Below are 20873 nucleotides of genomic sequence, written 5' to 3'. Positions count from 1 at the left end.
AATATAAATAAATTATTGGCATTTATTCTGCAAGTCCATAAAGATGACTATCCAATATGAGTATTTATAATGACAAGTCGATCAATTCTATTGTCACGTCGAAAGTTTTTAGCACAAAGTCTTACCGCAGTAGGTGGTGTTTCTTTAATAGGGAGCTTGTCTGGCTGCGATCAATCACCACAAAAGGGTACTGAAGCACAGAGCCCATCTTCACGCTCTCCCAAACATGGTGGAACGATTCGATTGGGTCTAATTGGTGGACAACAGTCAGGCAGTTTAGATCCACATCTGTCTACTTCAAGCGCAGGAATTACCCGAGGTTTTGCCATATATAACAAGCTATGGGAATGGGATGAAAATATGCTGCCACGTCTTGCTTTGGCTGAATTTTCTGAACCAAATCATAATGCGAGTGAATGGACCATTCGTCTACGTAAAGGTCTAGAATTCCATCACGGTAAAACAATGACTGCTGATGATGTGATTTTCTCAGTCAAGCGTTTAACTGACCCAAAGCTTGCGTCACCGTTTCGAAGTCTGGTGCAATGGATTGATCGGGATCGCATTCAAAAATTAGATGAATATACCGTTCGTATTCCTTTTATCAATTCAATTGCTGGTTTCGTTGCACTACCTGAAACTTGGGTGAATTTTGGTGGAATCGTACCTACCGACTTTGATCCAATCCACAATCCAGTCGGCGCTGGGCCTTATAAAGTCAAACAGTTTATCCCTGGTCAACGTTCTGTCTTCACCCGTTTTGAAAACTATTTTAAAGCGGATAAACCTTATGCAGACAGTTTTGAAGTGATTGATTTTAAAGATCAAGTCTCACGTTTAAATGCTTTATTAGCAGGACAAATTGATATCGCCAATGCCATTTCACCTGAATACATTAAAATTCTGGAGCAAGCGAAACATATTCAAACCATTCGTTCTGAAACCAATACCCATAATGGTTTTGACTTTAATACGCAACAGGCCCCTTTTAATGATCCTAAAGTCCGTCAGGCATTTCGTTTAATTGCCAATCGTGAGGAACTTGTACAACGTGGGTTAAATGGTCAGGGGCGTATTGCCAATGATCTCTACTCACCACAGGACCCTGCTTTTCTTAACCTACCCCAACGTCAGCAAAATATCGAGGAAGCAAAAAAATTATTAGCACAAGCTGGTTTTAAAGATGGTTTAAATGTTGAACTTGTTGCGCCTGCTGGCAGCGCCCAACCTGCACTGATCTTTGCAGAACAAGCAAAACATGCCAATGTGACTATACGAGTCAAACAAGTCGATGCCGCTACATTTAATGGAGCAGACCGCAATAAATGGCAATTGTCGAGTAACGCAACCAATGTCGGTACACCCTATTTATCTACTGCTGTTGTCAATGATGCACCGATTTCAACAACCAATAAAATCAATTTTAAAGATCCTGAATATAGTGAGTTGTTTTATAAGGCGCTTGCCGAACCAGATTTAGCAAAGCGAAAAGTGTATTTGACCCAAGCACAGAAAATTCAACATGAACGTGGTGGAATGCTGATCTGGGGATTTAGCCATACCATTGATGCAGCCACAAAAAATATTGGAGGCTTAGCCCCAGAACATACTATTTTTCCAACGTGGCGTTTTGAGAAATTATGGAAGGCTTAAGTACATCCCTTTAACTTTGCTTCCCCTCTTTATGAGGGGATTTTTATTCTGCTGGCAGAATAAATTAAAAAAGCTGCCGAAGCAGCTATTTAAGATGTGGCTGGGATTATTGAGGAACAGTGATCACCGATAATTTATCTACACCAACTCGTTCAATACTTGCCAATAATTTTGCCACAGTTCCATACGGAACAGTTTCATCTGCATTCAGGTTCAAAGCCAGCTTCGGGTTGCTATTCTTGCGTGACTGAATTTCTTGTTCAAAACTTGCAAGTGACACTTTGTCCTTATCCAAAAATATCTCACCCTGTGGATTAACACTAATCACGACAGCTTTATTCTGATCAGTGGATTGAGTCGGTGCGGCCTTAGGTAAATTGACTTTCACCGTATTGGTCAGCAAAGGTGCTGTGACGATAAAGACAATCAGCAAAACCAACATCACATCCACCAGCGGTGTAATGTTGATTTCACTCACCACATCATCGTCTTGAGAGGTAGAAATTGCCATTATGCAAATACTCCTTTCTCTTTCACTTCTTTTGTTGAAGCATCATTCAGAATCGTACTCTCTGCTGTATTTTTGGTTTTAGCAGTCGGCAATTGAAAACCAGCCTTTTGATTTAAACTGACAAAATCTGTTGCAAAATCATCTAAGTCTGCACCAATCGCTTTAACTTTACGTACAAAGTAGTTATAGGCAAGCACTGCAGGTACAGCAACAGCGATACCAATTCCTGTTGCAATCAATGCTTCACCAATCGGTCCAGCAACGACATCCATACTTGCATTACCAGAATGGGCAATCGCCTGTAATGCATGAATGATTCCGAATACTGTGCCAAACAAACCAATAAAGGGTGCATTGTTACCAATAGATGCCAATAGCGCTGAACCTTTCTCCAATTGACGACGTTCAGTTAGAATCTGTTTACGTAAGTGACGTTCCAATAGGTCCTGACGGCTCCAACTGTTTTGCAAGTCATGGTGTGTTTTTTCATCTGCTTCTATCAGTGTTTTAAACCCCGCATTTGCAACACGTGCTGCTGGTCCTTGACCCGATTCAGATTTAGTCACGGCGTCAGATAAATTTTTTGCTTTCCAAAACGCCTCTACGAAACGTTTATCTTGTTTTGATGCTCTTTGGGTCTGAACGATTTTAATTACAACCAGTGCCCAAGTCACAATAGAGAAAGCAACCAATAACCAGATAGTGCCGTCATGGATCAATGAATTAATGTCAGTCATGTGAATATCCTCTTAATCTATAAAATTAAATTTATTTCGGTAATTGATAATGAATTGGAACATCGACCCAACCTTCTACAGGGGTTTTACCTTTTAAAGCGGGTGAAAATTTCCATTGCTTTACTGTTCTTACAGCAGCGCTATCTAAAAGTTTTTTGCCACTACTTTGCTTGACACTGACCGTATCAGGGCTACCATTTGCTAATACTTTGACCCTTAAAATCACAGAACCCTCCCAACCACGTTCGAGTGCCTGTTCTGGATATTCGGGTGCAGGGTTACTCAGATAACCTGCATATCCTTTCGCTTCCGTCACAGGTAAGTTGTCATCGACCGACTTCACAGGTTCAACCACTTTCTGAACAGGTGCAGGAGTCACCTCTTTGGTCACAACAGCCTCTTCAACTTTTTGTGGCGTAGGCTGAGTAATTGCTTTAGGTTGCTCTACCGCTTTCTGTACAGGTTTGGGTTGTTCAACCTGTTTAACTATTGGTTTTGGCTTTTCCACAACCGGTGGAATTTTAGGTTTCTCTGTTACAGGAGGAATTTTAGGTTCAATCACTTTGGGTGGTTCTTCAGGTTTTACAATTTCAATCACCACGGGTTCTGGCTTATGAATATCCAAAGTAGGTGTAGGCAAGTGTTTTGCGATATACCAAATTCCTAAATGCGCAGAAGCAACTGCAATAATCGCAATCAACACTTTATTCAAGCGTGGTGGAGAAGGTTGCCTAAGCGCCAAGGAATGCCGTGTAAACGGATCTGCTATGTTGTTTGAACAAGCTTCAGGTGCATATTGTTCAAATAGCAACGCCCGTTTATGCGAGTTAAATAGTAGTTCACTCATGGGGTTTTAAAAGAAAAATAAAATATTGAATAAAAAATTGCACAAGTCATGCCAAAAGAACAAGTATTTGATTTTTATATCTTTAATCAGAACTTCTCAATTAATCGATATTCAATATGTTGGTTTTCAGACAGTGTTATGCTGTTCAAACAACAAGATCCCTTTGATATATCAAAGGGATCTAAATTTATTATTTTAATTTATATCCAACCAGCGGTAAGACCTCTTCTGCTACCCGATAGGCTTCTTCCAAATGAGGGTTACTGGCTAAAATGAAATGACCAACACCAATATCAATATATTCTTGCAAACGCTCTGCAACCTGTTCATAGCTACCCACTAAAATACAGTTTGGTCCGCCACGTACATTAGACATACCCGCCCAAACGTTCGGACTTACAAATAAGTCTTCGAAACGATTGCCCTGCGCCAAAGCCTGCTGACGTTTTGCACCAACCGACTCAGTATCTTTTCGTTCAAAGGCATGACCATCAACAGCAATGGTTTCATACATCTGTTTAAGCTCCTGAAAAGCTTGCTCTTGGGTTGGTCGCGCTAAAATATCAATACGCATACCAAATTTAACGTTACGATCAGGCGAGTTTTGTTTAAAAAATGCTCGCGCCTGTTCAATGACTTTTTTCTGTTGCTCAACAGGTTCACCCCAAGTTAAGTGAATATCAGCATGACGTCCTGCGACTTGTAAGGCGGCATCACTCGCACCAGCCAACCATAACCGAGGTACATCATATTGATTCATTGGGTATCTCAACCCACCCTGCTCAACATGAAAAAACTTGCCATCATAGTCAAATGGAGCATGATGTGAATAACCTTTTACAAACTCCAAAAACTCGTTGGTCCGTGCATAGCGCTGGTCATGTTCAATAAAATCACCGTAAGCACGTTGCTGTGCACCGCCTCCACCTGAAATGACATTCCACTCTACTCTCCCCTGACTTAAACGCTGTAAACTGGCAGCCATTTGACTGGCATAGGCTGGATGAATAAACCACGGCTGAATCGCAATCAACAGTCGAAGTCGTTTGGTTTCCCTTGCCAATGCTGAAGCCAATACCCAAGGCTCTTCAGTATGAGGAAAAGCGGGAATCAAAGCGCCATGAAAACCAACAATATCAGCCGCTTTTGCCACTTGTTGTACATAATCATAATAGGCAAACAACTGATCTTCATGTTGCGGTGCCACGCGTTGTGGAGATTGAATTGCTGGATTTAACTGATTCCATTCACCACGGGTATGTAACTGATGTGCTCGACGACCATCCCCATGAACAGGAATTCTCCATAAAAACTCAACTGACATAATAGTTCTCAATAATTAAACATTTCACGACATCGTGTTCGTTAGCTATGTCATGAGCAGAAATCATGCCGCTTTTTATTCGATATTTTTTTAACATATATCATTGTTTTATTTAAACTTTGTAAAAATACACCAAAACACAGTGTTGAAATTTCAACACTTCTATACATTTAAATGTCTGTTTCACAGCATACATGACTGACTCAACAACAATAATCAGCATAAAAAATAATAAATAATTGATTTTTATATATTAATTATTTTGGCTTAGTTCTTGCTCTATTCCTCTATATTTTTTAATTCTTATGACGATATGCGTATTCTTCCTAGCTTATTTTTAAGTTTTAGTCTCTTAGGACTAGTCGCTTGCGATGCAAAACAAAACGAACAAGCATCTGAGAGTAAACCATCTCAGCAGCAGTTGCGTATTGCTGTCGTAGCAAATGGAACATCAGGTAGTCTGGACTTTATTGGCGTACCACAACTCATCTCTCAAGACCCTATTTTTCTCAAGGCCTTAAAGCAACAACATATTGAGTTGAAATGGGAGCCAGTAACAACTGCTGCTGTAGCGACTTTAGTGAATGAAAGTTTCCTGAACAATAAAATTGATTTTGCTTTTTATGGCAACCTACCAGCTGTCGTACTGAATGCAACTGGGGTCAGAACACAAATTGTTGTGCCTGGGGGGATTGGTAATAATGTCTATCTGATTGTGCCACCTGATTCACAGGTAAAAAGTATTGAGGACTTAAAAGGTAAAAAAATTGCTTTACATCGTGGCCGTCCTTGGGAAATCAATTTTGGTCAACTCATACAAAGCAAAGGTTTAAACCTCAAAGACTTTCAGATTATTAACCTCAATCCTCAAGCAGGTGCAGCAGCTTTATCTGCCAAAAGTGTGGATGCATTTTTTACATTAAGTGATGCGCTGACGTTACAAGACCGCCATCTCGGTAAAATTATATGGTCATCTCAATCCTTGCCTGCTGACTGGAAAATGCGTGCGGAATTATGGGGACGTAAAAACTATATTGAACAATACCCAGAGACCACCCAGTTACTTGCTGATGCAACTGTTAGAGCAATGAACTGGATATCCCAACACCAAGATGAATTTCAGCAGAGTCAAACCAAGTTTGGTCAACCTTTAACTGTGATTCAACGTGAAAGTCAGAATAGTGCAAGTACATGGCAACAGGATTGGTCACCTGAATACAAAGTTGATTTCCTTAAACAACACTATGCCAAAGTCATTGATCATGCTGTGAAAAACCAGTTGATTCAAACGTCAGTCAAGGCAGATGAACTGCTAAATCCAAAATTTGCCGAGCAAGCAATCCAAAATTTACATGCAAACGATCAGCAGAAGAAACAGGGAGACTAAGCGATGAAAACGCTCGTGAATCCTCCTCTTGAAAAGAATATCGTTGTAGATAGATCGCCGTTATGGAGGAGGATTTCTGCTGAGCAGTTGTATGGGCTGCTCTCGCTGATTTCCCCTATATTGGCTTTACTTACTTGGCAATTTATTTGCTCTTTACAAATTTTTCCAACTCAAATTCTGGTGCCACCCGCAACGGTCTGGAATACATTTATTAGTTTATTGCAAAGTGGTGAACTACAACTGCACTTAAAGGATAGTCTTGCTCGATTATTTTTTGGATTTTCTATTGCAGCACTCAGTGCCATTGCTTTTGGAATTGCCTATGGTTCAATCACCACATTCCGTAATTACACTTATATCTTATTTAATCTGCTTTACCAGATTCCGATCTTTGTTCTTATTCCTATTTTTATTCTCGTTTTTGGGATTGGTGAACTGTTTAAAATTTTACTCATTATCAAAGCCTGCTTTTTCCCGATTGCTTTGGCAACAGCAGATGCAGTGAAAAATATTCCAAAGCAATATATTGAACTCGGTCAAATCTACAAACTTAAACCGCGAGCATGGCTTAGGTACATCGTCATCCCCTCAACATTACCGCCATTAATCAGCGGACTGCGAATCGCTTTAGGCCGAGCATGGTTGATTTTAGTCGCCGTTGAATTACTTGCAGCAGGTACTGGCATTGGTCAGATGATGGAGCTTGGACGACAAATGCTTCGTTTAGATGTAGTGATGGTCGGGGTATTTATTACAGGTGTGATTGGTTTTAGCCTCGATAAACTTTTACGTTTGGTTGAACAGCGCTTTATATCACCTGCACTCAGTTCAAGGGGGAAATAATGTCACTATCACTTAGTTTGAAAGGTGCATTACAACAGCCTGTGGTTCTATTACAAGGTCTCGTACTTCCATTGATATTGCTCGCTTTATGGCAATACAACTCAGGACTAGGTTCTAGTCATGCCTATGCCTTTGTCCCTTTACAGCATATTTATTTTGCTTTTCTTCAGCTGTTAGGAACTGGTGAATTATGGCTGAATACATGGGGTAGTCTGAGAAAAGCGGGCTTGGGCTTTTTATTGGGTTCAACAGCTGGACTAATTTTAGGTGCCTTACTCGCCTATTCAAAAATTTTAAATGCACTCGTTTCTCCGCTGTTTAACAGTATTCGACAAATTCCTCTGCTCGGTTTGACTCCATTAATTGCTTTATGGTTTGGCAATGGCGAAGAAGCCAAGATCTTTATTATTGCATTGGCATCTTTTTTCCCTTTGGTCATTAATACCTTTCAAGGACTCAGTCACTACGATGAAAAATACAGTGAAGTCGCCCGCATGTATCGGTTTTCATTTTGGCACGAGTTTAAAAGAATCCGTTTACCACAAGCCCTGCCACATATCTTAACGGGGCTAAACTTAGCCGTACCCTTTACTTGGATTACAACTACGGCAAGTGAGTTGTTATTCAATGCAGGCGCAGGCTTAGGCAATCTCATGATGAAAGCTGAAATTAATGCCGAAATGGACATTCTACTGGTATGCGCAATTACGGTCACGATCAGCGGTATTTTAATGACTGCCTGTATCCATCTTATTTCAAAACGTCTGCTGCAATGGCGGGCTTAGCCTTTAATTTAAAAATACATATCAGGATTTCAACATGTCTTTTCCTTTACTCTCGATTAAGAAACTCAATAAATCATTTCAACGTGATCAGAACAAATTAACGGTTTTAGATGGTATTCATCTCGACATTGAGCAAGGCGAATTTATCTCCATTGTCGGCAGCAGTGGTTGTGGAAAATCGACTCTACTGCGTCTAATTGCAGGACTAGACCCAGACTATCAAGGTGAAATTTTACTCAATCAAATTCCAATCCAAGGGACAGATTTAAAACGAGGTTTAATTTTTCAAGAACATCGTTTGCTGCCTTGGCTGACCGTTTCCGAAAACATCCATTTGGCACTGGAAGAAACAGAGTTAAGCCGTTCAGAAAAAAATGCTCGGGTGAAAGCGCATATCGAAATTGTTGGGCTCACTGGATTCGAGAATGCCTATCCTCATGAACTGTCTGGTGGCATGGCACAGCGGGTAGCAATAGCACGTGGGCTAGTCAACAAACCCGATATTTTACTTCTAGATGAACCGTTTGGTGCATTGGATGCCATGACTCGGAGTCATTTACAGGCTGAACTGCAACGTATCTGGCAACATGAAAAAATCACCATGATTCTTGTGACGCACGATATTGAAGAAGCTGTCTATCTTGGAGAGCGTGTAATTGTGATGTCAGCCCGACCAGGGAAAATCAAGGAAATTATCCCAATTCCCTTGACTCATCCAAGACATAAAGACAGTGAAAGCTTATTCAATTTCCGTAATCAAGCACTTCATCTACTGGATCACACAGCATAATAGACTTCTTTCATAAATTCCTTTTGTTTCTCCCGATGGGAGAAATACAAAGAGGGTGTAAATCATAATAAAAGAGGTCTAATTAAATCGAATATTGATCGATATTAATATGATTTAGAAAACAGACGATGTCGTGATATTAATAGTCTTTATTATATATTATTTAGGAGTTTCACTATGGGTTTATCTATTTGGCATATTCTATTATTTGCCGTTATCGTTATTTTATTATTTGGCACTTCAAAGCTAAAAAATCTAGGAAAAGATTTGGGTGGTGCGATTAAAGACTTTAAAGACTCTGTTAATCCTGACGATCCAAAATTAATACAGAATCAACAATACAAAGATATTAATTCGTTAGAATCAAATAGCGAGAAGCAGACCAAGTTATAAGTGATATATTGCCATGTTTAATATCAGTTTTGGGGAACTATTTGCTTTTGGCATTATTGCCCTCATCATTTTAGGGCCTGAAAAGCTTCCTCAAACATTAAGAACGGTACTATTCAAATATAGAGCAATTAAAAACCACCTCAATAAAATCCAGAATGATCTAGAAAATGAACTGGAATTGATTGAACTCAAAAGAATCATGCAAGAAGAGCTGCAAAAAATAAAACAAAATGAAGAACAGCTCAAACAACAACTCGCTCTCATGCAACAAGAAATTGAAAATGTACAATCCACTGTTTCTTTGGAACAAAGAACCAAAGCAACGTACACCACGGATTATGTCTATATCCAATCACATGACAAGTTAAGGACGCCATTTTTAACTCATTTTAAAATAGTAAATAAATTCAATGAGGATCAAGCCGCATGACTGAACATCTCGTCAGTGAAAACCTCACTGAAATGAAATATAGCGAACACCTGAAAGAGTTAAGAAAGCGTTTGATCTATAGCATTGGTGCGGTTGTTACCATTTTTTTAGTGCTTCTCCCGCTTGCCCAACAAAACTATCATGTTCTTGCTCGACCTTTAATCTCATTATTACCTGTTAACTCAACCATGATTGCAACGGATGTGATGGGTACATTTTTAGCTCCGTTCAAACTCAACATTTATCTGGCAACTCTAGTGAGTATTCCCTTTATCCTGTATCAGTTTTGGCAATTTGTTGCACCTGCACTCTACCAAAACGAGAAAAGATTTGGTGTCGCTCTAGCCGTTTCCAGTATGTTTTTATTTTATCTCGGTCTCTTGTTTGCTTATAGCCTGATCTTACCCTTAGCCTTAAAATTCTTTGTATTGGCTTCTCCTGAAAATGTATTACCGATGACAGATATCAATAGCTATCTGGATTTCTGTTTAAAGCTTTTTCTTGCTTTTGGTCTGGCATTTCAGATCCCAGTATTAACTTATATTCTTATTTTTATTGGAATTCTATCTATTCAACAATTAGAAGAACATCGCAAACACATCATTGTGTTCTTCTTTTTTATTGCAATGTTCATTACCCCTCCAGATGTGTTCAGTATGCTTGCCCTTGCTGTCCCCATGTGGCTGCTATTTGAATTGGGCTTATGGATCACTAAATTAACAACCATAAAAAAAGAACATCCATAGGTCAAAAATGGATGTTCTTAAAACCAAATATTCTGTCTTTTTTTATGCGATTTCATTTTCATTCTTATTGGGTAATAAATTATACCGAGACAAAAGGTTACGCAAAACATTGCGCGAAAGACCCAACATTTTTGCAGTCTTCACCTGATTATTCCAGCAACTTGAAAATGCTGTATTCACAATCTTATCTTCAATAATATGCCATGCTTCTCCATCATACTCTTGAAATAGGCGCTTTAGAACATTTTCAAACTCTTGGATTAGATCATTATCTGGTAATGCAGTTGAGCTGCCTTCTTCCGAAAATCTTAAATGTTCAATATCAATTGTTTTCCCGCCACTGATAAGCAGTGCATAGTGAATATTGTTTTCTAGCTCACGGATATTACCCGGCCAGCCATAATTTAATAGTGCATTCCTTGCTCGGTCACTAATATTAGGCTTTGTTGTAATCAATTTCTGTGAGTACGAATTTAAGAAGAAATCAACCAAAGGTAAAATATCTCCTTTACGTTCACGCAAGGGTAAAATATTTAGAACCACAACATTCAAACGATAATACAAGTCTAAACGGAACTTATTTTCTGCAACAGCTTTACGTAAATCGACATGTGTACCAGATAAAATACGGACATTAATTGGAATCGGTTTTCGCCCACCGACACGAACCACTTCTTTTTCTTGCAGTACACGTAATAGCTTGACTTGTAAAGATAGTGGTAACTCACCAACTTCATCTAAAAATAAAGTACCACCATCTGCGGTTTCAAAAATTCCTGCCCGAGTTTTATTTGCCCCAGTGAATGCTCCGGCCTCATAGCCGAATAACTCAGACTCTGCCAGTGTTTCCACCAAAGCACCACAGTTCACAGCGAGGAATGGCTTGTTTCTTCGATCACTTTTCAAATGAATTTCGCGTGCAATCAATTCTTTACCAGTACCAGATTCACCTTGAATGATGACACTTGCAGAACTTGGCGCAATTGTTTCAACTTGGTTTAATAACTTACGGGAGTTTTGATCAGAAAAAATAATTGCTTTTGCTCTTATGGGTTTTACAGGAACACCATTATCAGGCAAAGTAATTACTTTATAATCATTATCTAAAAAAGATTTCATAATTACCCCTAAAGCTTATGATATAAGCATTTTTAAAACACCATCTTACATTTCAGTTCTTTTTTTAATAAATAACAAATTAAGATATTTAATCCAAAATTCACATTTCATCTTAAGTTTTGAATTTATTTATAAATTAAAATTAAATATATTTCTATTTTTATGATATGTTGTTTTTAAAACATTATGCTTTAATATTGATCAAATACAAACACCTTTTAAATAATAAAATTTTAAAACTCCTCATTTATAAAGCCTCAGCAATTGGCATTTATTTTGCTATTTTATATTAAATATACAAAGTAGGTTGAGTAAAATGAGTATCGAATTTGTTGGTATGGTTTTTCCAAATCAATGGTCAGAAACTAAAGGAACACGAATTGGTCATAAAATAGACCTCGACTATCTACGTTATCATGCACGGGCACATGAATATGCTGGTTTTGATAAAGTCTTAATTGCTAGCGGACCAAGCAGCCCAGATAGTACACAAATCGCAGCTTATCTCGCACAGCATACTGAGCAACTCGGGTTTATGATTGCCCATCGTCCCGCGCTTGTAACACCAAATCTGGCTGCACGTTCTTTTGCTACACTTGACCATACTACAGGTGGTGGAAGAATCCGATTACATGCAATTACGGGAATTACAGCGGAGCCTCAAGAAGGTGATTATATTGTTGATAAAGTTCAGCGCTATGAACGGACGGGTGAATATTTAGATATTATTCAGAAACTCTGGAAAAGCGATCAACCGATTAGTTATGAAGGTAAGTACTTTAAGCTAGAAAATGCTTTTTGCCCGTTAAAGCCAGTCAATGGAACAATCCCGATTTCATTCGGTGGCTCATCTGATATTGCTTATGATATTGCAGTCCGCCATGCAGACCTGTATTCACTTTGGGGAGAACCACTGGCTGGTGTAAAAGATCAAATCACAAAATTAAAGCTGGCAGCAGAACAAGCCAATAAACCGCAGCCATCTGTTAGCTTATCCGTACGCCTTATTATTGGCCCAACCGAAGAACTTGCTTGGCAGCGTGCAGAACAGATTCTTGCCGATATTCAGAACAATCCAACTTTTCAAAATAACGGTACATTGTCAGGGCACAAAATCAAAGGCATCGGTTCACAGCGTTTATTAGCAGCAGCCCAACAAGGTGATCGACATGATCGTGCCTTATGGATGCCCACAGCAACTGCTGTAGGTGCTTATGGTGATACCACTGCCCTAGTTGGTACACCAGACACCATTATTGCGGCATTACTCGATTATGTAGATTTAGGCGTTACCACCTTTTTAAATCGAGGCTACGATCCGATCTATGATACGGTCGATTATGGCCGCTATATCATCCCTGCTGTACGTGAAGAGGCTGCAAAAAGATTAAAGCGCATCGCTTAAACATTTAAATTATAAAGCCACTCTGCAATATCTTTGAAGAGCGGCTTTTTAAAATAAAGATTTTCTTCAGTGAGAAAATCTTTATTTCATCTTTTATTGTAGGTCAGGCTTACAAATAGCCTGAATTTTCTCTTCTGCAATCACCTTTTTAGCAAATGGAATCGAATCTTGTAATGAAGCATTAACGGTCTCGCTATGCCCTAAGCCATGATACAAATGGCCTTCGACTACGGTACCCGCTTTACATGCATCGGCCACCAGCTTCATTTGAGATCGGGCATCAGGGGTGCGGTCGTTTGCCCCTGTTCCGATAAATAGTGGGTGACTGATTTTTAATGTCGGATAATAACCATAATCATTCGATTGTTTCTGTTGCAGCTTTTTATAGTTTGCAGGTGGATTAGGTTTATACGCTTGTGCTGGCGAAAGACCCGCAGTTTGAATATCCCCCATAAAGCTTGTTAAGCAGGCATTTCTTGCTTGCTCCACTAAAGGCACTGCTTCAGGTGTAAAAATATCTTCTGTTTTTATTTCTGGATATAAACTTTGCGTCACTAAAAAACTATAGATGCCATAAGCAAGCGACGGACTGACTTCATAAGGATTTAACTTTAGTTGATTCTTTTCAGGCGTCGCTTCAGGATCTTGATAAATCACGCCCGTACCAATTGAACCTTTAATATTTAAGTCCGGTGCATACGTGGCCGAATAGGAAGAAGCCGAAACAGCGCCAGCGCCTCCTTGAGATTGGCCAACAATCACAAACTTATTTGCAAGTGGTAACTTGGCTTTTAGAGCAGCTCTACCACTATCTAAAATACTATAGGCCAGCATGGGGTTATTGATTAACAAATGCGGTCCTGCAACACCCAGGCCTTCATAATCTGTGGCAACGACTGCAAATCCTTCTTTCAGCCAACGATTTAAATATTGTACATCTCGGTATGATCGGCCACTCCAAGACGGTGCACAAGCATCGGCCAAGCCTACAGTACCATGTGCCCATAACACCACTGGCCAACCTTCTTTCGGTGGCGTTCCTTTTGGTAAATGAATACTTCCTGAAACCACGATAGGTGTTTTGCTATCTTTGCCACTGGTCGAACTATAAAGAATTCGAATAGCCTGACTGTCATTTGCCAAGCGAATATACGGGTTATGAATAGACTCTGTTTTTAATAATTTTCCTGCCTGTACTGGAATAGCTGATTTCCATGTATAAAACTCAGAAACTCGGCCATCTCCATATTGATCTTCAGGTGCTGGCGCTTGTTGAGCAGTCGCCAAACAGCTCGAAGTTAACATCGTTGTGATGAAAGAAAATTTGCATAACGTTGATAAAAAAGTAGGTTGCATTGTCATTTACCTTAAAATTTGTTTAATCATTTTTAATTTAAAATTCGTAACTTACGCGGCCATATAAATACGTTCCAAATGCTCCTTCAGGCGCATTAAAACTATATTTGACAATGTTGCCGACCGAAGAATCTTTGGCTTTGTCAGGATGGCTATTCAATAAATTGATTGCCCCTAAATTGAACTTGAGGCCTTTCACAAATGCATCCGCTTTGTAGCCGATATCCAAATCTGCAATCCACTGCGGATCAAAAGTCTGGTCTAATGTAGTGTTGGTATTATTTAAGGTCGTCCATTTATCATAGCGACGGATTGCGGTATTGACGCTCCACGCTTGGTTTGACCAAAGTGCGCCAAGGGTCAGCTTTGTTTTCGGTGCAGTAGACTCAATCAGGCTTTGTGTATTTCGTCCTGCAATGCTTGAAACGGGAATTCGCTCACCTTTTGCGGTGATAGAATCTCTGGTTTCAGTGATTTCATTTTTGTTATAGGCCAGACCTAGATTCAGATTTAACTTGCCATATTGTTCAAGGTTTAAATCATGCTTAAACGCGAGCTCTAAACCTCTGGTACGTGTGTCTAATAAATTATTAAAGAACGCCACGTTGGCAATATTCGAATACGGTGTATTGGCAAAAGCATTGGTAATTACACTTCCAGTAATATTGTCTGAAAGCAAAATACGATTTTTAATATCGATTTGATAAAGGTCTAAAGTTGCCGAGGTATTAACAAGTGGCTTCCAAACAAAACCTAAAGAGTAATTTGTGGATTTCTCTGGTTTAAGTGAGCTTCCGCCAATAAGTAAAGCGGCCTCACTTCCTGCAACTAAAGTTCGTTGTTGAACATCTTGCCAACCTGAAGGGGTCTGCACTGTTTGTACGCTATAAGCAGAATAGCCCTGCTGTGCCAATGACGGCGCTCTATAGCCTGTATTGACTGAACCACGTACCGCAAACTGAGGTGATACATCATATTTAGCAAATAATTTTCCGTTTGTGGTCGACCCAAAGTCTGAATATTTTTCACTTCGAACAGCTGCGCCCACATTCAAATTTTTAAAAATGTCTGCTTCTAAATCTAGATAGACACCATAAACATCACGACTAATTTTTCTTTCATCTTGGTCTGTAATTCCAGCATATATCCCAGGAACACCAACACCCAAAGTTGTGCTTGGATTGAAATATGGGCCACGGGTATAGGCAATCGGATCACCCGCATTTTGCTTATATTGCTCCCAACGATATAAAACCCCTGTAGACAACGTCAGTGGACTTGCTAACCCATCAATTGCAATATCACGGCTATAATCTAGACCTGTATTTAATTGCGAAAAAATATTTTCGCCTAAATCATAGTTTGAAGGTGAGTTTGAACCATAACTTGGGTTAATGCCGTTGCCTTGTTCTGTGCTGACTTTATTTTGCCCATAAGTTGCATAAAGATCATATTTACCTGACTTCAACTCCCCTTTTTTCACTCCAACTGTGGTGGTAAAATCATCTACAGTGACTAAGCTTAATGGCGAGCGTCCATCTGGATAACGTTCTTTAAAATAGCTGGATTGATTCAGTACTGTTTTGGTCGTTGGTGGCTCATAAAAGTTTTCACCTATCGTTTTACGGTGTCCATAGCTACTAAAACCATAAAGTGCAAGGTCATCTGTCAAAGGTAAATCTAGATTGGCAATCACATTGACTTGATCTTTTTGTTCGGGTGAACCAAATTTCCATGTTCTATAAGGTGTATTTTGTTCTGTATATTGAGCTTTGGTTGAACCATCATAAAAAGTTCGCGTATCAGGTGCCGTGTTACTTGCAGCTTCACGTTTGCCTAAATCTAATGCAACCGTCAACGCACCATCATTAGGGAGCGCAAAACCTTTCCAAAGATTAACTTTATGCTGTTCACCATCTCCTTGAGTATAGCCACCAGTTTGATAACTTACCCCACCCCCATGATCACGTGATTTCAAGATAATATTAACGACACCAGCGATTGCATCCGATCCATATTGTGCCGCAGCACCATCCCGCAAAATTTCTATGCGTTCAATTGCACTCACTGGAATTAAACTTAAATCAGTTACTGCTGCTCCTCTTCCACCAGCATATGCTTGGCGGGTGAAATACGCTGCTGTATGTCGGCGTTTCCCATTAACCAAAATTAAAGTTTGATCCGCAGATAATCCTCTGAGCGCAATACTTGGTGGAACTGATGCACCAAACCCTCCTGCTGGAGAAGTCGGTAAACTCACAGAAGGAGACAACCGTGTTAATGCTGCTGCAAGATCAGTTGCACCAGTCTCTTGTAACTCTTTGGCAGTTAAAATATCCACGGGTGCAGGTGCATCAAGAGAGCTACTAATTGCTCGTCTTGAACCCGTGACCACGACAGATTGTAATGTGATGACATCCTCTTTCTCAGACAAATGTTTCTGATCATTTGCCATCGCAATAGAGGCAGTGAGTGTACTCAGTGTAAAAAGTGAGGAGTGAAGAATGAATTGAGAAAAATATGTACGCATATAAGCTTCCTTAACGATCTAGACCGATATAGCAAAGCCAATGCCAATAAATTTAATAAATAATAACAAATACTTATAATTAAAAATAAAAAAATCATTGTTTAAATTTAAACAATGATTCAAAAAAATGTTTATAAAACTACAATTTAAGAGATCTGATCAATTTAAAGCAGTTGATTCTGTAAATAAGACTGATATAAATGAAAATACGCTGTTTCTGTTTGCATCAATTGTTGATGCGAACCCTGTTCAACGACAGTACCATTCTCAATCACAACGATTTTATCTGCTTCTTGAATAGTACTCAGCCGATGAGCAATCACAATACACGTTCTATTCTGACATAAGCGCCGTAGTGCATATTGGATTTTCTGTTCAGTATAGATATCAATCGCTGAAGTCGCTTCGTCCAAAATTAGAACTTTGGGATTAACAAGATACGCACGTACTAAACACACCAATTGTCTTTGACCATGACTAAGATTTTTTCCGAGTGTTCCTACTTCAGTAAAATATCCTTGTGGAAGTTGTTGCAAAATCTCATCTGCTCCTAAATCCTCAATTGCTTGGCAAAGTTCTTGGTCTGAGATATTCGGCCGAACCAAACGTAAGTTGTCTAAAATTGTTCCGCTAAATAAAACATTATCTTGCAAAACAATACTGACGTGTTTTCTTAAACTGTTGAGATGAATGTCCTGTAATGGATAACGATCTAAAAAGATGCTTCCTTGTTGCGGTTCATAAAACCGTGTTAGCAACTGTGCCATGGTACTTTTTCCATGTCCTGTTGGCCCGACTATCGCTACAACAGTTCCTGCTTCAATATCCAAATTAAAGTTCTGCAAAACAGGTTTATGTGTATATGCAAAATCGACTGCTTGAAATCGAATATGTCCATTAAGCTGCTCAAGTTTCACTGCATTTGATTGCTCTTGAATAGCAGATTGGGTATCTAAAAGTAAGAAAATACGTTGCGCACAAGCTGCACCATTGGCATAACGTTCAAATAAATCAGTAAGCTCTTGCAAAGGCGCTAAAAATAAAAAAACATAAAAAATACTTTCAGCAAACTGTCCAATACTGATTATGCCGTCACTATAAGCATAACTACCAATCACAATAAAACCCGCAGTTGCAATAGTCGAAAGCAATCCTGTAAACGGTGCAAACCAACTGGTTCGTTTACTGCCATAAATAATAGAATCATTAAAGTCTTTTAGTAAATCTTGATAACGAGATTGATTGGTATCGGTATAATTTAATTGCTGAATGATTTTCGCACCGTTGACGGTTTCAACTAAATGAGCTGTAAATCGACTACGTTCCTCTGCAACCTTCCCCCAATGCTTTTGTGATGATTTCTTAAAAATGGCTGTCATCAAAAATAAAATGGGTAAAGTCGCAAATAGGCACCAAAAAAATGGTGGATAGATATGCCAAAGTAATACTGAAGCGAGTCCACATCTCAAAATTGCTGAAAGCAACTCAGGTGGTCCTTGTATCAACACAGGTTCTAAGGTTTCAACATCACGATCTGCTCTTGAGATAATCCTTCCAGCTTTAGTTCGGTCAAAATAGCCGATATTCAAACTTTGAATATGCTGAAATAAACGACGTCGCAAATCATTAATGACACGTAAAGCCGCGCGTCCTGAAAGATATTTTGATACGCCTGCCAAAGCAAAGCGACAAATCCAACTCACAGCTAAAATACAAAGTGCTGTCAATATAATGGATTGGTGTAATACCATGTTCCCAGCAACTTTCTGAAAACCATGATCTAAAATGTATTTTACAGCCCACGGTCTAACAAAAATGCTCAACACTTGTAAAATTTCGACCACAATTAAGGCCAAAATCAAATAACGGATTGGATAAATTAACGGAATCAGTCTATTCAACATTCCCCGATGAATTGAGGTCTTTGCTAAATTTTCTTCGATTTGTAGATCAGCTGATTTTGCGAAAGGGTGGAAATTTTTAACACTGGTATTCATGCATTAATCTCCTGTTGTTGTAACTTAAATCCCATTAACTCTCGATAAAATGCACAACTTTCTACCAACTCAAGATGTGTACCTTGAGCAACAATTTGCCCCTGATCAAGTACAATAATTCGATCAGACAATGCGATGGTGGTTTGTTTATTAGAATTAATAATAATAGTTTTCTTAATCTGATTTTCATGCTCAGAGAGATCGGATAATCGCTGTAATACTTGTTTTTCTGTCATTGAATCCAATGCACTGGTTGAATCATCTAAGGCTAATATTAGCGAATTTTTTAAAATAGAACGTGCTAGCGCAATTCGCTGTTTTTGCCCGCCTGACAAAGTTACGCCTTTATCTCCAATAACAGTTTCCAATCCATCATCTAGCCGCTGTAATAATTCAGATGCTGAAGCCAAATGTAAAGCTTCCTGCATCTGTTGTTCTGTTGCATCTCGTTTGGCAATTCGTAGATTATCTGCCAATGTTCCCGAGAAAAAGAAATTCTCTTGAGGAATGATTTGTACAAAGTTACGCAACTCACATAAGCTTAAATCTCGAACATTCTGCCAACCTTGTTGCTCAGACCCAATCATCACTTTTCCTTCCGTTGGATCAATAAAACGATTCAGTAAATTCATCAAGGTACTTTTACCAGCACCCGTTTTTCCAACAATCGTTACGATTTCACCTGCCCGAAACTCAATTTGGCATTGTTTTAAAATGTACTTCTGCGTTGTTTTATCTTGAAAACTGACATTATCCAATCGAATATTGAGGCCATTATCATATTGCAACGTTAACGGATTTGTTTGATCTCGAATTGCTGATTCCTGATCCAGCATTTGCCAAATTCTGCTTGCTGAAGAACGTGCATCCGCAAAAATATGTAAGACTTGCCCAATACTTTCGATACGAAAAACCAGTAAATTTGCCATTAGTACTGCTGCGACAAATTGCCCCACTTGTAATTGATTTTGACCAATTAAATAAGCCCCAAAACCAATCACCCACAAATATGAACATGCGATAATGATTTGTGGAATAGGTAAACGTTTTGCACTGGTACTAATCGTCTGAATAGAATGATGAATAAAATCATCAACCACATTGTTAAAATGACCTAACAGTTTATCTTCTAATTGAAATGCTTTAATAACACGAACGCCATTCACACTTTCAGCTAAAGTATCACTGACTTTTTCATAAGCATGTGCAACTTGATGATCCAATGCAACCAATTGATTGGTCAGTCTAAAAAGTATCCAAAGACCCAAGAAAATAAAACATAACGGTATTATGCCAAGCCACGGATCATACCAACACAATAATCCAATCGTTACCGCCACAACAAGACTAGACTCAAAGACTTGTCGCCAAAAATTAATGAGTGCTTCTTTTAATTTATCTGAATCTCGTGTCGTTCTGGATAGCACCTCCCCTAAACCATGTTTCCAATGCCAAGACACATCTAAATGCTGTACTTGGCTAAAAATTCTCTCTCTTAGAATGCTGAGTAATTGCTGCCCAATAGTCAAAGCACTCAGGCCGGCCAAATACTGAATTACAGCCCGTAGCAGTGCAATACTTACCAACAAGATAAACCAAAACCAAGGGTTTAAAGGATTTGTTAATGTGTATTGAAATAAGATATTCGGTTGGCTGTGTTTAAGCGTATCAATCGCATGACCAATCGAATATTGTTGAAGTGCTAAACCAATATTTGCAATAACAAATAAAGTTGCTGTCAGTACAAAACGAAATGGCATGAAGCGGTATAACGCTAAACTTCGCAATAAAGGATAATTTTTAAACATAAAACATAATAAAAACTTAAGATTTCGAGTTATTGCGAGATTTATGCCAACCTTTTTCATTAAAAATTTTTTTTAATCTATTGTTTTATATTATTTTTTATAAACATCTAATTATACAAGTGTTGAATTTAAAGCAACGTCGCTAATGATCTGCTGTTATCGCAACAAAATTTGATATATCAACATCACAAAAAAAGATATTAAGAATAATT

General features: G+C 38.8%; 18 protein-coding genes. 9 read left to right on the top strand and 9 right to left on the bottom strand.

Going from position 1 to position 20873, the window contains the following annotated elements; all coding sequences use genetic code 11:
• Nucleotides 1-69: 69 nt before the first annotated feature.
• Nucleotides 70-1653: an ABC transporter substrate-binding protein gene (locus IEV17_RS04510; protein ID WP_004660923.1), complete on the top strand. Its 1584-nt coding sequence runs from the start codon at nt 70-72 to the stop codon at nt 1651-1653.
• A 106-nt stretch (nt 1654-1759) separates the two neighbouring features.
• On the opposite strand, the gene IEV17_RS04505 is transcribed toward IEV17_RS04510, so the two are convergent.
• From IEV17_RS04505 to IEV17_RS04490, 4 genes are all read right to left on the bottom strand, one after another.
• On the bottom strand, nt 1760-2164 hold the full coding sequence (locus IEV17_RS04505) for an ExbD/TolR family protein (protein WP_004655022.1): 405 nt from the start codon (nt 2162-2164) through the stop codon (nt 1760-1762).
• Complete coding sequence (locus IEV17_RS04500) at nt 2164-2901, bottom strand: MotA/TolQ/ExbB proton channel family protein (RefSeq protein WP_004660922.1); 738 nt, start codon at nt 2899-2901, stop codon at nt 2164-2166. Before IEV17_RS04500 ends, IEV17_RS04505 begins: the two co-directional genes overlap by 1 nt.
• Before the next feature lie 31 nt (nt 2902-2932).
• Nucleotides 2933-3748 (bottom strand): energy transducer TonB, encoded by an 816-nt coding sequence (locus IEV17_RS04495; protein WP_004660920.1) that lies wholly within the window; start codon nt 3746-3748, stop codon nt 2933-2935.
• A 190-nt stretch (nt 3749-3938) separates the two neighbouring features.
• Nucleotides 3939-5072 carry an LLM class flavin-dependent oxidoreductase gene (locus IEV17_RS04490; RefSeq protein WP_004660917.1) on the bottom strand — a complete coding sequence of 378 codons (1134 nt, stop codon included), beginning with the start codon at nt 5070-5072 and terminating at the stop codon, nt 3939-3941.
• A gap of 313 nt (nt 5073-5385) precedes the next feature.
• Here IEV17_RS04490 and IEV17_RS04485 point away from each other — a divergent pair, with 313 nt between their 5' ends.
• The 7 genes from IEV17_RS04485 to tatC all read left to right on the top strand — a co-directional run bounded on the left by IEV17_RS04485 (nt 5386) and on the right by tatC (nt 10446).
• On the top strand, nt 5386-6459 hold the full coding sequence (locus tag IEV17_RS04485; protein ID WP_004660915.1) for an ABC transporter substrate-binding protein: 1074 nt from the start codon (nt 5386-5388) through the stop codon (nt 6457-6459).
• A gap of 3 nt (nt 6460-6462) precedes the next feature.
• Complete coding sequence (locus IEV17_RS04480; RefSeq protein WP_004660913.1) at nt 6463-7302, top strand: ABC transporter permease; 840 nt, start codon at nt 6463-6465, stop codon at nt 7300-7302.
• A complete protein-coding gene (locus tag IEV17_RS04475; RefSeq protein ID WP_004660912.1) occupies nt 7302-8087 on the top strand; it encodes an ABC transporter permease in 786 nt (261 codons plus the stop codon). Before IEV17_RS04480 ends, IEV17_RS04475 begins: the two co-directional genes overlap by 1 nt.
• Nucleotides 8088-8121: 34 nt before the next feature.
• Nucleotides 8122-8877, top strand: a complete 756-nt coding sequence (locus IEV17_RS04470) for an ABC transporter ATP-binding protein (protein ID WP_004660910.1) — start codon at nt 8122-8124, stop codon at nt 8875-8877.
• A 177-nt stretch (nt 8878-9054) separates the two neighbouring features.
• Nucleotides 9055-9270 (top strand): Sec-independent protein translocase subunit TatA, encoded by a 216-nt coding sequence (locus IEV17_RS04465; RefSeq protein ID WP_004655037.1) that lies wholly within the window; start codon nt 9055-9057, stop codon nt 9268-9270.
• A 13-nt stretch (nt 9271-9283) separates the two neighbouring features.
• Nucleotides 9284-9700, top strand: a complete 417-nt coding sequence (gene tatB, locus IEV17_RS04460) for a Sec-independent protein translocase protein TatB (RefSeq protein WP_004660908.1) — start codon at nt 9284-9286, stop codon at nt 9698-9700.
• Complete coding sequence (gene tatC / locus IEV17_RS04455) at nt 9697-10446, top strand: twin-arginine translocase subunit TatC (RefSeq protein WP_004660905.1); 750 nt, start codon at nt 9697-9699, stop codon at nt 10444-10446. The genes tatB and tatC overlap by 4 nt, the downstream gene beginning before the upstream one ends.
• 42 nt (nt 10447-10488) lie before the next feature.
• Here tatC and IEV17_RS04450 read toward each other — a convergent pair whose 3' ends face one another.
• A complete protein-coding gene (locus tag IEV17_RS04450) occupies nt 10489-11565 on the bottom strand; it encodes a sigma-54 interaction domain-containing protein (protein WP_004660903.1) in 1077 nt (358 codons plus the stop codon).
• A 316-nt stretch (nt 11566-11881) separates the two neighbouring features.
• Between IEV17_RS04450 and IEV17_RS04445 the strand changes: the two genes are divergently transcribed.
• Nucleotides 11882-12970: an LLM class flavin-dependent oxidoreductase gene (locus IEV17_RS04445; protein WP_004660901.1), complete on the top strand. Its 1089-nt coding sequence runs from the start codon at nt 11882-11884 to the stop codon at nt 12968-12970.
• A gap of 93 nt (nt 12971-13063) precedes the next feature.
• Here IEV17_RS04445 and IEV17_RS04440 read toward each other — a convergent pair whose 3' ends face one another.
• From IEV17_RS04440 to IEV17_RS04425, 4 genes are all read right to left on the bottom strand, one after another.
• On the bottom strand, nt 13064-14326 hold the full coding sequence (locus tag IEV17_RS04440) for a lipase family protein (RefSeq protein WP_004660899.1): 1263 nt from the start codon (nt 14324-14326) through the stop codon (nt 13064-13066).
• A gap of 37 nt (nt 14327-14363) precedes the next feature.
• Entirely contained in the window at nt 14364-16856 is a 2493-nt protein-coding gene (locus IEV17_RS04435) for a TonB-dependent receptor plug domain-containing protein (protein WP_004660896.1), read from the bottom strand.
• Between the two features lie 164 nt (nt 16857-17020).
• The gene (locus IEV17_RS04430) at nt 17021-18853 is read right to left on the bottom strand and encodes an ABC transporter ATP-binding protein (protein WP_004660894.1); all 1833 of its coding nucleotides are present in this window, start codon (nt 18851-18853) and stop codon (nt 17021-17023) included.
• Nucleotides 18850-20661: an ABC transporter ATP-binding protein gene (locus IEV17_RS04425; RefSeq protein WP_051063518.1), complete on the bottom strand. Its 1812-nt coding sequence runs from the start codon at nt 20659-20661 to the stop codon at nt 18850-18852. Before IEV17_RS04425 ends, IEV17_RS04430 begins: the two co-directional genes overlap by 4 nt.
• Nucleotides 20662-20873: the final 212 nt, after the last annotated feature.

The organism is Acinetobacter modestus (genome assembly GCF_014636095.1).
Taxonomy (GTDB): Bacteria; Pseudomonadota; Gammaproteobacteria; order Pseudomonadales; family Moraxellaceae; genus Acinetobacter; species Acinetobacter modestus.
The sequence above is the reverse complement of the archived record's forward strand: the minus strand, read 5'-3'. Positions and strand labels throughout refer to the sequence as shown.